The sequence below is a fragment of the Bradyrhizobium sp. WSM2793 genome (assembly GCF_000379585.1).
GTDB lineage: Bacteria > Pseudomonadota > Alphaproteobacteria > Rhizobiales > Xanthobacteraceae > Bradyrhizobium.
The window spans coordinates 85534-98920 of sequence record NZ_KB902790.1 but is presented as its reverse complement, the minus strand read 5'-3'; the positions used below and the strand labels follow the sequence as shown (position 1 = coordinate 98920).

14 protein-coding genes are annotated in these 13387 nt (G+C 63.8%); 5 read left to right on the top strand and 9 right to left on the bottom strand.

All coding sequences use genetic code 11. The annotated features are described in order from the left end of the window. Window positions 1-128: 128 nt before the first annotated feature. Together A3AS_RS0123315 and A3AS_RS0123310 are read right to left on the bottom strand one after the other, a co-directional pair. Window positions 129-1271 (bottom strand): Mrp/NBP35 family ATP-binding protein, encoded by a 1143-nt coding sequence (locus tag A3AS_RS0123315; RefSeq protein ID WP_018319975.1) that lies wholly within the window; start codon window positions 1269-1271, stop codon window positions 129-131. 129 nt (window positions 1272-1400) lie between these two features. Beyond that, window positions 1401-1838, bottom strand: coding sequence for a VOC family protein (locus tag A3AS_RS0123310; protein ID WP_018319974.1), 438 nt, complete (start codon window positions 1836-1838; stop codon window positions 1401-1403). Between the two features lie 196 nt (window positions 1839-2034). Between A3AS_RS0123310 and A3AS_RS0123305 the strand changes: the two genes are divergently transcribed. From A3AS_RS0123305 to A3AS_RS0123285, 5 genes are all read left to right on the top strand, one after another. Further along, window positions 2035-2907 carry an NAD(P)-dependent oxidoreductase gene (locus tag A3AS_RS0123305; RefSeq protein WP_018319973.1) on the top strand — a complete coding sequence of 291 codons (873 nt, stop codon included), beginning with the start codon at window positions 2035-2037 and terminating at the stop codon, window positions 2905-2907. 114 nt (window positions 2908-3021) lie between these two features. Continuing rightward, on the top strand, window positions 3022-4302 hold the full coding sequence (gene nhaD / locus A3AS_RS0123300; RefSeq protein WP_018319972.1) for a sodium:proton antiporter NhaD: 1281 nt from the start codon (window positions 3022-3024) through the stop codon (window positions 4300-4302). A gap of 138 nt (window positions 4303-4440) precedes the next feature. Further along, entirely contained in the window at window positions 4441-6036 is a 1596-nt protein-coding gene (locus A3AS_RS0123295) for a HAMP domain-containing sensor histidine kinase (protein WP_026202287.1), read from the top strand. Between the two features lie 45 nt (window positions 6037-6081). After that, entirely contained in the window at window positions 6082-6285 is a 204-nt protein-coding gene (locus tag A3AS_RS0123290) for a DUF1289 domain-containing protein (RefSeq protein WP_026202286.1), read from the top strand. Between the two features lie 28 nt (window positions 6286-6313). Beyond that, window positions 6314-6868, top strand: a complete 555-nt coding sequence (locus A3AS_RS0123285; RefSeq protein WP_018319969.1) for a TIGR02281 family clan AA aspartic protease — start codon at window positions 6314-6316, stop codon at window positions 6866-6868. A 349-nt stretch (window positions 6869-7217) separates the two neighbouring features. Here the strand turns inward: A3AS_RS0123285 and dusA are convergent, their stop codons facing one another. The 7 genes from dusA to A3AS_RS0123240 all read right to left on the bottom strand — a co-directional run bounded on the left by dusA (window position 7218) and on the right by A3AS_RS0123240 (window position 13346). Continuing rightward, on the bottom strand, window positions 7218-8216 hold the full coding sequence (gene dusA, locus A3AS_RS0123280) for a tRNA dihydrouridine(20/20a) synthase DusA (protein WP_084674893.1): 999 nt from the start codon (window positions 8214-8216) through the stop codon (window positions 7218-7220). 339 nt (window positions 8217-8555) lie between these two features. After that, entirely contained in the window at window positions 8556-8738 is a 183-nt protein-coding gene (locus A3AS_RS48450) for a hypothetical protein (protein WP_018319966.1), read from the bottom strand. 47 nt (window positions 8739-8785) lie between these two features. After that, on the bottom strand, window positions 8786-9901 hold the full coding sequence (locus A3AS_RS0123265; RefSeq protein WP_198293722.1) for a PD40 domain-containing protein: 1116 nt from the start codon (window positions 9899-9901) through the stop codon (window positions 8786-8788). 8 nt (window positions 9902-9909) lie between these two features. Beyond that, window positions 9910-10218: a hypothetical protein gene (locus A3AS_RS48445; protein WP_018319964.1), complete on the bottom strand. Its 309-nt coding sequence runs from the start codon at window positions 10216-10218 to the stop codon at window positions 9910-9912. Beyond that, window positions 10215-10664 carry a hypothetical protein gene (locus tag A3AS_RS0123255; RefSeq protein ID WP_018319963.1) on the bottom strand — a complete coding sequence of 150 codons (450 nt, stop codon included), beginning with the start codon at window positions 10662-10664 and terminating at the stop codon, window positions 10215-10217. The genes A3AS_RS48445 and A3AS_RS0123255 overlap by 4 nt, the downstream gene beginning before the upstream one ends. A gap of 17 nt (window positions 10665-10681) precedes the next feature. Then, entirely contained in the window at window positions 10682-12748 is a 2067-nt protein-coding gene (locus A3AS_RS0123250; RefSeq protein ID WP_018319962.1) for a sigma-54-dependent Fis family transcriptional regulator, read from the bottom strand. 103 nt (window positions 12749-12851) lie between these two features. Further along, the gene (locus A3AS_RS0123240) at window positions 12852-13346 is read right to left on the bottom strand and encodes a hypothetical protein (protein WP_018319960.1); all 495 of its coding nucleotides are present in this window, start codon (window positions 13344-13346) and stop codon (window positions 12852-12854) included. Between the last annotated feature and the right edge of the window lie 41 nt (window positions 13347-13387).

The window sequence follows — 13387 nt, the reverse complement described above, 5'->3', positions numbered from 1 at the left end:
GGGGCTTGACTGCCGTGGGCCTTTACCACGGAAGCCCCGCTTGCGGAACGCGACAATGGCATGACGGGGCTCTACGAAAGTCGCATGTCCCCCAAAAGGACGAGGAAGGCGGGCCGCGGGCGGCCGGCTCAGGCGGCTGCGATGACGCCCTTGAGCTGGTCGCGCACCTGCCCTGCAATGGCGCGGTAGATCGCCGCATGAGGACCGTCCGGCTCGCTGTCGACGACGGGATTGCCGGCATCCGAGCTGGCGCGAATCGCCATGTGCAGCGGGATCTCGCCGAGGAAGGGTACCTTGAGCTTCTCGGCCTCGTGCCGCGCCCCGCCATGGCCGAAAATGTCCGACCGCGTGCCGCAATGCGGGCACTGGAAGTAGCTCATGTTCTCGACGATGCCGAGCACGGGCACGTTGACCTTCTTGAACATGGCAAGCCCCCGCCGCGCGTCGATCAGGGACAGATCCTGCGGGGTCGAGACGATCACGGCGCCCTTCAGCGGCACGTTCTGCGCCAGCGTGAGCTGGGCATCGCCGGTGCCCGGCGGCATGTCGACGACCAGCACGTCGAGCTTGCCCCATTCGACGTCACGCAGCATCTGCGTCACCGCCGACATCACCATGGGACCGCGCCAGATCATCGCGGTCTCTTCCTCGACCAGGAAGCCGATCGACATGATGGCGAGACCGAAGCGCCGAAGCGGAATCATTTTTCGCTCGTCGTTCAGCTCCGGCTTGTCGTGCAGGCCGGTCAGCCGCGGCACCGAGGGGCCGTAGATGTCGGCATCGAGCAGCCCGACCCTGAGGCCGAGGTCGCGCAGGCCCAGCGCCAGGTTCAGCGCGGTGGTCGACTTGCCGACGCCGCCCTTGCCGGAGGCGACCGCGATCACGGCGGCGACGCCGGGGATTTCCGACTGCCGCGCCATCGGCGATTGGGCGCCACCCTGCGGCGGCGGCTTGTGGGCATGGACGGGCTGCACGCCCGGCGCGCCGCGGCTGGGCTGCGGGGGTGGCGGCGGCGCGGAGCCCGGCTTGCGCTCGGCGGTCAGCGCCACCATGACGGTGGTGACGCCGGGAATGGTGCGCACAGCGGCCTCTGCTTCGGCCCGGATGGACTCCCAGGCCCTCGCCTCGGCGGCATCGACATTGATCGAGAAGAACACCTTGCCGTCGGACGCGCTGATCGCGCTCAGCACATTGGCATTGGTGAGCGCGACCCCGCGGGGGGATTTGATCCGGGCGAGGCTGTCGAGAACCTGTTGCTGCGTCACGCTCAAAGCGCATCTCCTGAACGGAGCATGATCCGGACCTGGAGGACGGCACCAGCGCCAAGCGAGGCGCGGCTTTCCGGCAAGGTCATGCTCGAGACTTTAGGATGCCCCATTAGAGCGGAAACGCCCAAAAGGCTACTGCCTGCCGATATCGTCAGCCTTCTCGGCGGGCGCTGCCCCCTGCTCCCTGGCCGCCTCGTAATTCAGCTCGATCATGACCCCGTTGGGGTCGTTGACGAAGATCTGCCAGAGGTCGCCGCCGGGCACCTGGCGGGACTCGAACTTCATGTCCTTGGATGCCAGCCGCTGCTTCATGCCGGCGAAGCCGCGACTGGCGAAGGCGACATGATGGACAACGCCGGAATCCGGCTTTTGTGGCTCGGCCGTCGCAGAAATATCGACGAGGTGCACCACCGCCTTGCCCTCGCTGTACATCCAGGCGCCAGGGAAGGCGAAATTCGGCCGGGCACCTTTTTCCAGGCCCAGCACATCCTCGTAGAAGCGGACGGTCTCGGCCAGATTCCGGGTCCGGATGTTGAAATGATCGAGGACGCCAACGCTCACGCCGCCCATGCTTTCGCTCCCTTTTTTGAAGTCCTTAGGTCCGCCATCCTAGCACAGGGGGCCGCCAAACGAAGCCGTTGCCCTCCGCCCTTAACGGTTTATGGTGCGCCTCCGATCCGCCCTCGCGGCGGAACTTCGAGGACGCCGCCCTGGCGCCCTCGCCCGGCTGCAACCGTAAAACTCAACTACGGACAAGGTACCACACATGGCTAAAGTCGCTTTCCTCGGTCTCGGCGTCATGGGCTACCCCATGGCCGGCCACCTCGTGAAAAAAGGGGGCCATGAGGTCACCGTCTATAACCGCACCGCGGCCAAGGCGAAGGAATGGGCGGACAAGTTCGGCGGCAAGACCGCACCGACCCCGAAGGCGGCCGCCGAAGGTCAGGATTTCGTGATGTGCTGCGTTGGCAACGACAATGATCTGCGCGCGGTCACGATCGGCCCCGATGGCGCCTTCGCCGGCATGAAGAAGGGTGCGACCTTCGTCGACCACACCACCGCCTCCGCCGAAGTCGCACGTGAGCTGGATGCGGCCGCGACCAAGGCCGGCTTCAAGTTCATCGACGCCCCTGTCTCCGGCGGCCAAGCCGGCGCCGAGAACGGCGTTCTGACGGTGATGTGCGGCGGCGCGCAGGACGCCTATTCCGGCGCCGAGCCGATCATCACAGGCGCCTATGCGCGGATGTGCAAGCTGCTCGGGCCCGCCGGCAGCGGCCAGCTGACGAAGATGGTCAACCAGATCTGCATCGCCAGTCTGGTGCAGGGTCTCTCCGAGGGGATCCACTTCGCCAAGAAGAGCGGCCTCGACGTCGCCGCAGTGATCGAGACCATCTCCAAGGGCGCGGCCCAGTCCTGGCAGATGGAAAATCGCTACAAGACCATGAACGAGGACAAGTACGATTTCGGCTTCGCGGTCGAATGGATGCGCAAGGACCTCTCGATCTCGCTGGCTGAAGCCCGCCGCAACGGCGCCAACCTGCCGGTCACCGCGCTGGTCGATCAGTTCTATTCCGAGGTCGAGAAGATGGGCGGCAAGCGCTGGGATACGTCGAGCCTGCTCGCGCGCCTACAACGCTGAGGAACGCATTGACGGCCGCAGCCGGGGCAGCTGCGGCCCTCGCGGGTCTCGACGCGGCGCCCGTCGCGACGAGGCTCGCATTGAGCCGAAGAACGGATTCCGGGGGGAATTGACTTGCTGAGCGTGATAGCCGCCGTTTTCATCGTTGCGTATGCTGCCATCGCGCTCGAACACCCGCTCGGCGTCAACAAAAGCGCTTCGGCTCTCCTGGGAGCCGGCCTGCTCTGGACCATCTACGCGCTGTCCGTCGGCGACCCCTCGCTCGTCAACCACCAGCTCGACGAATCCGTCGCCTCGACCGCGCAGATCGTCTTCTTCCTGATCGGTGCCATGACGATCGTCGAGGTGATCGACGCCCATAACGGCTTCGAAGTCATCACCTCGGTCATCCGCACCACGAAGCAGACCACGCTGATGTGGATCATAGGCTTCGTGACATTCTTCCTGAGCGCGATCCTCGACAATCTCACCACCACCATCGTGATGATCTCGCTGATCCAGAAGCTGATCGGCAACAAGAGCGATCGCCTGCTGTTCGCCTCCATCATCGTCATCGCGGCCAATGCCGGCGGCGCCTGGACGGTGATCGGCGACGTCACGACGACGATGCTCTGGATCGGAGGGCAGATCTCTCCCGTCAACATCATGAAGTCGGTGTTCCTGCCGTCGCTGCTCAACCTGCTGATACCGCTGCTCATCATCGGCTACTCGCTCAAGGGAAAGGAGATCGTCCCTCCGCTGCAAGGCCAAGCACAGGTCCTCAGGGTCGAGGTGTTCGAGCGCAACTTGATGTTCTACCTCGGCCTCGGCACCCTGGTTGCCGTTCCGGTTTTCAAGGCCGTGACGCACCTTGCGCCTTTCATGGGTATTCTTTTCGGGCTGGGCATCCTCTGGCTGGTCGGCGAGATCGTTCACCGCCACAAGGACGAGGATGCGCGCCGTCCCCTCACCCTCGTCCACGCGCTGGCGCGCATCGACATGAGTTCCATTGTGTTCTTCGTCGGTATCCTCATGGCCGTCGCGTGCCTGGAGCACGCCCGCGTCCTCGAGCTGCTCGCCAAATGGCTCGACGCCACGGTTGGTCGTCTCGACATCATCGTCATCCTGCTCGGCCTCTTGAGCGCCATCATCGACAACGTGCCGCTCGTCGCGGCCACGATGGGCATGTACAGTCTGGTGCAACATCCGCCCGACAGCTTCCTCTGGGAGTTCATCGCCTATTGCGCCGGCACCGGCGGCTCGATCCTGATCATCGGTTCGGCCGCGGGCGTTGCCGCCATGGGACTCGAGAAGATCGAATTCTTCTGGTACGCCCGCCGCATCGCAGGGCCCGCGCTGGTGGGTTATCTGGCGGGCGCGATGGTCTACATCGCGCAGTACGCGGCGCTGCATTGACGGCGCAGGCGAGATCCAAAATTAACGCCGGGTTAACGTAATTCTTTAGCTCCTTAAGTCACCTCTTAAGGATTTCTTGCCAGAGATAGACAATGCAGAAGGCCCGCGTCCGGCGTGGGCAGGAATCGTTGTTGCTTGATGAGTAACCCCGCTGAAAAGCCTGAGGTTGTGCAGCTTCCGGCCGAGCCGGTGAGCGCTCCATCGGCGAGCAGCCGAAGGGCTGCGGCGCAGCGGGTGCGCGAGGCGCGGGACAAGTTAACGTCGACCAGCGGAACCCGGCCGGCCTTCGACGCCGAGATGCTGCGTCAATACGCTCAGACGCGGCTGTCGGCTTCCTATGTCGTGATGCTGCTGGTGGTCGCGACCGGCGTGCTGTTCGGCCTGTGGATGCAGCCGATCCCGGCCGCGGCCTGGACCGCCGGCATGCTGTGCATCCACAGCGCCATGACCCGCAGTTGCCGGCGCTTCCTGACCGAGCCCGCCTCGCCCGCGGCGACGCGCGCTTGGCGGACGCGCTTCGTCGTGCTCGACCTGCTCTATGGCCTGTGCTGGATGGCGATCCTGATCCATCCCGTGCTCGACATGGTCACGGAAACGCTGATGATGTTCCTGATGCTGCTGGTGATCGCAGTGTCGAGCATGCTCGCCGCCAATCTGCCGATCGCAGCCCTCGCCGCCACCGCGCCGGTCGCGGTCGCCATGGCGCTGAGCTTCGTGATGACCGGCTCGCTGGACAATTACATTCTGGCCGCGCTTGCGCTCGCCGCCGAAGGCTATTTTGTGCTGCTGGCGCACCGCTTGCACTCCTCCACCTTCGCCACGCTGGAAGCGCGCGCGGAGAAGGACGCGTTGATCGGCGAGCTCGAACAGGCCAAGGCGATCTCGGACGAGGCGCGCCACCGCGCCGAATCCGCCAACGTCGCCAAGTCGCGCTTCCTTGCGCAGATGAGCCACGAGCTGCGCACGCCGCTGAACGCCATCCTCGGCTTCTCCGAGGTGATGAAGAGCGAGATTTTTGGCGCGCATGCCGTGCCGGTCTACAAGGAATATTCCGCCGACATCCATAATTCCGGCGTGCACCTGCTCAACCTCATCAACGAGATCCTCGACTTGTCGCGGATCGAGGCCGGCCGCTACGAGCTCAACGAGGAAGCGGTGTCGCTGGTCGGCATCGTCGCCGACTGCCATCACCTGATGAAGCTGCGCGCCTCCAGCCGTGGCATCACCATCCACGAGGTGTTCGAGCAGGCCATGCCGCGGCTGTGGGCCGACGAGCGCGCGATCCGCCAGGTCGTGCTCAACCTGCTCTCCAACTCGATCAAGTTCACCCCGCAAGGCGGCGAGATCTGGCTCAAGGCGGGATGGACCGCCTCGGGCGGACAATATCTCTCGGTGCGGGATTCCGGCTCCGGAATCCCTGAGGACGAGATCCCGGTCGTGCTCGCCTCGTTCGGCCAGGGCTCCAACTCGATCAAGTCCGCCGAACAGGGCGCCGGTCTCGGCCTGCCGATCGCCAAGAATCTAATCGACCTCCATGGCGGCACGTTCACGCTGAAATCGAAGTTGCGCATCGGCACCGAGGTGATCGTCACCTTCCCGCCGGAGCGCGTGATGAGCGCGCTGGCGCCGCTGTCGGATGATTCCCCGCCGCTCCAGCCCGAGAGTTCCGTACTGCCCGAGGAGAAGCGCCGGCCGCGCCACAAGCCGATCATGAGCGCAGGCACAGGCTCTTAAACCAGATGCTTGCAGACATGCCCGACAATCCCCCACTATGTCCAAATGAGCAAAGAAACGCCGTGCGTCGCCGTCTGCATGATCGATCCCAGGACCAAGCTGTGCTTCGGCTGCGGCCGGACCTTGCCCGAGATCGCGCGCTGGCACGCCATGGAAAGCGCGGACCGGCTCGCGGTCATGGCGCTGTTGCCCGCACGCATGACGGAAGCCGGACTGGCGCCGATCGCGGCATCGCCGAAACGCACCTGACCGGCCTGCCCGCCTGCGGAGGCGCGCGATGATCCGCTTCCTGCTTGTTCTCGTCATGCTTGCCGGCACGGCAGGCGCGGTCGTCGCCTATGGCGATCCCGATCAGATCGCGCGCGCCAGCCACAAGGTCTCGCACATCTTTCGCGCGCAGACGGCAACGCCCGCTCCTGCCGTGCAGATCCCGCGCGGCCAGGGCGGCGAATTCGCGCTGCGTGCGAAGATCAACGGTGTCGCGGCGCCAATGGTGATCGATACCGGCGCGACGTCGGTGGTGCTGACCTGGGAGACCGCGAAAGCCATCGGGCTGCCGCTCGAGATGCTCGAATACGATGTCGACCTCGAAACCGCGGGCGGCCATACCAAGGCAGCCCGCCTCACGCTCGACCGTCTCTCCGTCGGCCATCTCGTCGAAAAATCGGTGCCGGCCCTCGTCGTCCAGCGCGGGCAGATGAAGACCAATTTGCTCGGCATGAGCTTCCTCGACCGCCTGGAGAGCTGGGGGGTTCGCGCCGACAAGCTGATGCTGACCGGCTATCCCGAGCTTCAGAGCAGCCATCGCCGCTCGCGTACGGCGCTCGACTAGACCATCCGCAAGAACCGTCGCAGGCGCCAACGACCTTCGCTTCACACGGGCCGTGACTTAATCCCTGCGCGGTGCGCGCATGCCGGTTGGTGCGGCGAACAGTAAACGCGAAAACAACCCCATGCACAGTAGCCGATGCTTGTCCGAACAAAGACTTACGAGGGACAACGATTGGCGCCTCTCCGGAGTTATTGGATGCGTCGGGGCAAGATATTGGTGACTCGTCGGGCAAAACACCGGCAGAAGGGCAACATCGCGCAATCCGCCAGAGTCGGTCCGGCCGTCCGTCAAGCGGTGGCGCGTCAACTCATCGGCCTCTGAAACATCGCATCGGCCCGCAGGAATGCGGCTAGGCCGCGGCTTCCTCCGCAGGAGCGCGCGCATCGACGCGCGCGATCGCATCGCGCAGCACCTCGGGACCGGCGCCTGCTTTCACCCCCTGCTCGGCCAGATGGCGGCGGAAGGCCCGCGCGCCGGGCACGGCGTGGAATGCGCCGACGAAATGCCGTGTGATCGCATGCAGCCGCGAGCCGCGCGCGAGCTGCTGCTCGATATAGGGCATCATCGCCTCGAGCGCGTCCTGCATGGTCGCGTGCGACGTCGCCTCGCCGAAGATTTCGTGATCGACGCCGAGCAGCCGCCACGGGTCCTGATAGGCGGCGCGGCCGAGCATCACGCCATCGACATGTTCGAGATGCGCTCTCGCTTCCTCGAGGCCTCGAATGCCGCCGTTGATGACGACAGGCACGTCAGGCATTGCGCGCTTGAGCCGATAGACGCGCTCATAGTCGAGCGGCGGGATGTCGCGGTTCTCCTTCGGAGACAACCCGTTGAGCCAGGCCTTGCGGGCATGCACGATCAGTGCGTCGCAGCCGGAGGCGACCACCGCGCGCGCAAGCGCATCAAGGGCGACTTCCGGATCCTGGTCGTCGATGCCGATGCGGCACTTCACCGTGACGGGAACCGCGACAGCGCGTTTCATCGCCTCGACGCACCTCGCCACGAGTTCCGGCTCCGCCATGAGGCAGGCGCCGAAGCGGCCATCCTTCACGCGGTCCGACGGGCAGCCGACATTGAGGTTGATCTCGTCATAGCCGAACGTCTCGCCGATCCGTGCAGCTTGCGCCAGTTCGCGCGGATCCGAGCCGCCAAGCTGAAGCGCCACCGGATGCTCGACCGCATCGAACCCGAGCAGCCGCTCACGGTCGCCATGAATCACAGCGCCGGTCGTCACCATTTCCGTATAGAGCAGCGCCCGCCGCGTCAGGTGGCGGTGGAACACCCGGCAGTGCCGGTCGCTCCAATCCATCATGGGGGCGACGGAAAAGCGATAGTCTTGCGATTTCAATCTGTTACCTGGTCCTCTTGCGGTCCATTCCCGTTATACTATTTCCGTGAGAATAGTATAGCCGCGAGGCGCGTGCGAAGCTGTCCGCGACGTTGGGAAATTCGGCTTCCGTCTTGTACCCGCACAAGCGCCGGAATTCGCTCGACCAGGTCCACCGCGCCTTGGCGTGCATCGCATCCCCCTCATATAGGATCGCATCCCACGATCCGATGCCACAATGCAGCGACAGCGTCTCGAGCCACTCGGCCTTGTGGACGAGTTCGTTGTCCCGAATAAGCCCCTTCAACATGCTGCCCCCTTGACCCTTCGATTAGATTTCGCGTGCAGTTAGATGACCTGTCACTGCGTTGTTGCGCTACTCTCGAAGGGCTTGTTTTCGGCGATGAACCTCGCCGCCAACACCAAGGCCCCCATCGAAAACTCCTTTCCGTGCGCGGCAATCATGCGCTCGGAGAGCTCCGCCAGTTCCTTGAAGAAGTGATCCTTGCTTGTGGCTTCGCTTCGCGCATCGGTGGCCGTCATGAACTTGCTCCTGGAGCTCGCGGCAAGGCTCGTCGCCCAGCTCGCCGTTACTTGAAGATTTGCGGCGGAAACGTCACGATCGCCGCCTCGCCGCCATATGTCCCGATGGCAAGATGCTGGCCGTCGTCGGACCAGCAGACGGTTTGGACCGGGCTCCGGCCCGACGGTTTGACGACCAGTTCGTCGGGTTCGCCGATCCTGGCAACGACGACCCTGCCGTCGCTGTATCCTGCCGCAACCAACGGACGTCCCGGATGCATGTCCACTGCCTCGACAAGGACGAAGCCACCGCGGCCGGTGCCAACGCTCTTCGGCTGTTCGCCACCGTCGTCGAGACTGGAAACGTCCCATGCGATCATGCGGTAGGCTCCGCTCGTCACAAGAACGCGGGAGTCTGCACTCCACGAAAGAGACCGGACGCTTGCAGGATAGCTCGGAATCCGAACGGCGCGCGCATCGGAAAGGCGCAGCAATGCGATACCTCCTTCTGCGACGGACATTGCCAGCCAGCTTCCATCGGGACTCCATGCCAAGCTGGAGATGAAGCCGAAAGCCATTGTAGCGGTGGGCTCAGGTCGGGGTCCGAAGGCACGCACAAGCAGACAACCGTCAGCTCCTATCGCGAAGCTCCGACCGTCTGGCGAGACGGCGATCGCGGATGAACGCCCTCCCGCACGCTCCTGAAGCCATCCGACGTCGCCGTTGGAAGCGCAGTATATGACCGACCCGTCGGAAGCCGCCAGAATACCGCCGGCATGCACCGGGGCAACGAGATCGATCGGGGCCGCTAATTTTGCGGCCTGTCGCGTGACGCCGGATGCCGACACGTGCAGCAACTGACTGCCATCGCTTGCGATGAAGCCCTCCGGCTCGATCGAGGCGAGATGAAGTGAAGCATCGCTGATGACGACTTTCGTCAATGGCGGGACCGGATTCCGCCGCGGTGAGATCGTCGATCGGCCGCCGTCCAAGGCCATACGATAACGGTCTTTCGGCGGTTCGCTGTCGGCCAGCGGAGCGATGGCCAGAGAGCCATCGGCAAGCGCGAACGCCACTGCCTGTCCCGCAGCGTCGAACGCCGCGTTCGTAACCGGCGCCCCCATAGTCCAATGCCGACCAAGCAAGTCATAGAGCGTAGCCGTCTCAGCTTCCATCGTGTCCATCGGTCGTCTCACCTGCCGGTCGCAATACACCTGTCGAGTTCTTCAAGGCGTCGTTCCAGCGCGGCGCATTGGGCGTCGCATGTTGCCATTCCGGCCCTTGCTTCCTTCAAGCGCTCGTGCGCTTCCTCGATAACGTGGCCGAATGCATGCGAATCGCCCGTCGCCGCGATCTCCTGCTCAATCCTCTGAATCTCGAATTCTGCTCCACCGGCAAGCTGACGGTTCAGAAGATTCCACGATTGAGCGGCCGACATCTGCTGAACGACGAGCAACCGCTCCTTCAACATCTCGACAAGAACCTCCGGATCGACACTCATGCGCTCGGCTCGATTTGATCAAGGATCCGCTGGAGACCCCGGGCATCGGATACGAAGTGTTGCTGCGCGTCATTGACGTAAGATTGGAGCGAGTCCCACAGATCGACCCTCAGCAACCGCGCCGGATCGCCCGTCATCGTCTCGATGGCCTGAAGACCGAACTGATGCCGCAAGCCGATCCCCTGCAATACGAAATCCGATAGCTCACGTGCATGCGTTTCGACGAACGGCCGCAGCAGCGGATGTACGCCGTAGCTCATGCCGCGCTTTGCGAGCTCGGTCTCGATGAACAAGATGAAATGCCGCACCAGCAAACTCTGGCTTTCGCCAACCAGGTGCACCACGAAAGTGACGTCGCGGTCGGCGCGCGCAAGGATCTGCGAGGCCAGCGTCGCCGCGGGGGCCGGACCTTTCCCGCCCTTTTGCTCATCCCAGACAGCCGCCATGAAAGGCTCTCCGATCGCTAGGTCCGGGAACGGTATTGGTGCAATTTGCGGTACAGTGTAGCGCGCGAGAGCCCCAGCTTTTCCGCGGCAGCCGCAATATTGCCGCCGGCGTTTGCGACGGCCCTCTCGATGGCGCGCCGCTCCATCTCGTCAAAGCGCGCGATCTCGTCGCCCTCCGATCCCGTCGCGCCGTTCTCCGACTGCACCGACATCGAGGGAGGTTGAGCCGGCGTGACCTCCACGAAATCCTCTGGCAGGTCCCTGGGCGTGACGATGCCCGTTATCGTCATCAGCACCAGGTTCTCAATCAGATTGCGCAGCTCGCGAACGTTTCCCGGCCAGGAATAGCGGCGCAGCAACTCCATCGTGGCCGCCTCGAAGCGCAGCGGCTGGGTGCTGTAGATCGTAGCGAATTGCCTGTTGAAGTGATCGATCAGGATCTCGACATCGCCCAACCGGTCGCGGAGCGGCGGAATGGTGAACTTGACGACACCAATCCGGAAGTACAGATCTTTCCGGAAACGTCCCTCGGCCACTTCCTGCTTCAGGTTCCGATTGGTCGACGCCACCAGCCTGACGTCCACCGGGCGCGCCTTGCTGTCACCCAGTCTGTACACCGCGCGCTCTTCCAGCACACGGAGCAGGTAAGGTTGTAGGTCCATCGGCATCTCGCCGATCTCGTCCAAGCTGAGCACGCCGCCATTGGCAAATTCGAATCGCCCGGGCCTTCCCTCGCGCGTAGCGCCGGTATAAGCGCCCGGCGCATGCCCGAACAATTCGCCGCCGAGCAACTCTTTCGAAACCGCACCGCAATTGAAGGCAACGAAAGGCTCCTTGCCGGTCTTCTGACTGGCGGCATGAACCAAGCGGGCGAAGAGTTCCTTGCCGACGCCCGTCTCGCCCTCGAGCAGGATTGCTGTCCGGCCAAGCGCCGCCCGCTCAATTTTCTGCACCACCTCAAGCAATGCCTCGCTACATCCGACGATTGCTTCCTTTGCCGATATCAGGGCGGCGCGGGTTGTCGGCGACATCTCGGCTGCAGCAGGATTTGTCCGCGGCTTCGAAGCAAGCACGAGCATTGCGCCCTTCACGACCCCGTCGACGATTAGTGGCTCGATCCGCTGCTCACGCAGCTCCTCGGGCAACCCCTCGGCCAGGTCTTTTCCCAACAGGCCTTCGCGACTTGGAAGAATCTGTGACCCAATGCTCAACTCACGAGACTGCGCGAGCCGACGCCAGCGAGCCGACGCCATGTCGTTGTGATGGACGACCCGACCAAAGCGATCCAGGATCACCACGCCGTCGGCACTGCCCATCCCCGGCATTCGAGAGATGCTCGCCTCGAGGAGCAGTATTCTCTCGAGCCGGATCTTTTCCGAAAGGGCAAGCTCGATATGGTTGGCCGCGATCACCGCCAATGCGACGTTGTGTCGGTGAAAGATCGCCTGGGGTCCGGAAAAATCGATGATGCCGATGATGCTGCCGTCGATCGGGCTGCGAATGGGACTGCCGACGCAGGTCCAGGCCTTGATGCCTTCGGAGAAGTGCTCCGCCGCGTGGACATGGACCGGCTTGCCCGTGACGAGCGCCGTGCCAATGCCGTTGGTGCCGGTCACCGTCTCTCCCCAGTCGGCGCCGACTTCGAGGCGAATATCGTGTCCCGCATCGATGGTCCGCTGGTCGCCCCCGACATCGAGCACGACGCCGTTCCTGTCGGTGATGACCAACATCGTGGCCGCATCGCCGAGGACATCCGCCACCCGGCGAAAGGTCTGAGCGCTGGAGCCGAGCAGGTCGTCGTTCTTCAGACGCAGCTCATAGAGATCGTCCGGCGAGGCGATGAGACCGCTACCCTTGCAACGGGCATCGACGCCCGATTGGATGCTGCGCTGCCACGACTCCTCGATGACGCCTCGCACCAGCGCGTTCTCGCGCTTCGCGTCCCCGAACGTCAGGAAGTTTTCCCACGCCCTGTTGGTCTCTCGTTCATCGTAGGGCCGCCCCTGCTCCGCATCAGTCGCGTCCGGAACTTTGTAGCCTTCCAGGGAAAACGGCGGCTTAGCCATGAACGTTTCCGTCAGCATTGGGGCACCAAATCTGAATGGGCAAACAGCAGCTTGATCGGCAGAAACGACATGAGCCGGACCCGATCGAGATCGATATCCCGCAAGGTCCAGGTCGTGAAGACTATTCGATGCTTCTGGCGATCGCGTCCAAGCCGAGACGATTTGAGATGACCTGCTCCAGCTGCGCCTCCGACGTCTCATCAGGGACGCTCACGCCTTCCAGGTCGACCAGGACCTTGTACAACTCGTCGTCCAGCGGATCGAAGATCCCGTTCTCGCGCGTCGCCAGCGCGAAGCGGCGCGATCGGCCGCTGCCGCGCAGCTCGCCGACAAAATGGAGTTGCCGGCCCGAAGCGAGATCGGCGATCACGACGCGGCCATTAAAGCTGATCCGCACATAGGGCTCGAGCTCTTTTGGCCGCGCCGGAGACGTGGACCAGAGCTTGCCGGATGGCTCAGGCTGTGAAGGAGGCTTCGGATTGCGCAACTCCTGCCAACGCCCGAGCGTCAGATGATTGGCGAGCGAGTTGATGGTGGTGCGGTTCTTCTGAAGGAAGTCCTTCGCCGCCACCTCTTCGCGGTGCGGACCGTCGCGTTTGGAGATGATGTAGGCCATGTCCCGCTTCCTCCTGCCCGGCTAGTCGGATGTCCGTGGAG

Bases quoted from the DNA above. Each gene is read 5' to 3' on its own strand.
- A3AS_RS0123310 (WP_018319974.1), bottom strand. From the start codon at position 1,838: ATGGGCGGCGTGAGCGTTGGCGTCCTCGATCATTTCAACATCCGGACC.
- A3AS_RS0123305 (WP_018319973.1), top strand. From the start codon at position 2,035: ATGGCTAAAGTCGCTTTCCTCGGTCTCGGCGTCATGGGCTACCCCATG.
- A3AS_RS0123295 (WP_026202287.1), top strand. From the start codon at position 4,441: ATGAGTAACCCCGCTGAAAAGCCTGAGGTTGTGCAGCTTCCGGCCGAG.
- A3AS_RS0123290 (WP_026202286.1), top strand. From the start codon at position 6,082: ATGAGCAAAGAAACGCCGTGCGTCGCCGTCTGCATGATCGATCCCAGG.
- A3AS_RS0123285 (WP_018319969.1), top strand. From the start codon at position 6,314: ATGATCCGCTTCCTGCTTGTTCTCGTCATGCTTGCCGGCACGGCAGGC.
- A3AS_RS48450 (WP_018319966.1), bottom strand. From the start codon at position 8,738: ATGACGGCCACCGATGCGCGAAGCGAAGCCACAAGCAAGGATCACTTC.
- A3AS_RS0123265 (WP_198293722.1), bottom strand. From the start codon at position 9,901: ATGGACACGATGGAAGCTGAGACGGCTACGCTCTATGACTTGCTTGGT.
- A3AS_RS48445 (WP_018319964.1), bottom strand. From the start codon at position 10,218: ATGAGTGTCGATCCGGAGGTTCTTGTCGAGATGTTGAAGGAGCGGTTG.
- A3AS_RS0123255 (WP_018319963.1), bottom strand. From the start codon at position 10,664: ATGGCGGCTGTCTGGGATGAGCAAAAGGGCGGGAAAGGTCCGGCCCCC.
- A3AS_RS0123250 (WP_018319962.1), bottom strand. From the start codon at position 12,748: ATGCTGACGGAAACGTTCATGGCTAAGCCGCCGTTTTCCCTGGAAGGC.
- A3AS_RS0123240 (WP_018319960.1), bottom strand. From the start codon at position 13,346: ATGGCCTACATCATCTCCAAACGCGACGGTCCGCACCGCGAAGAGGTG.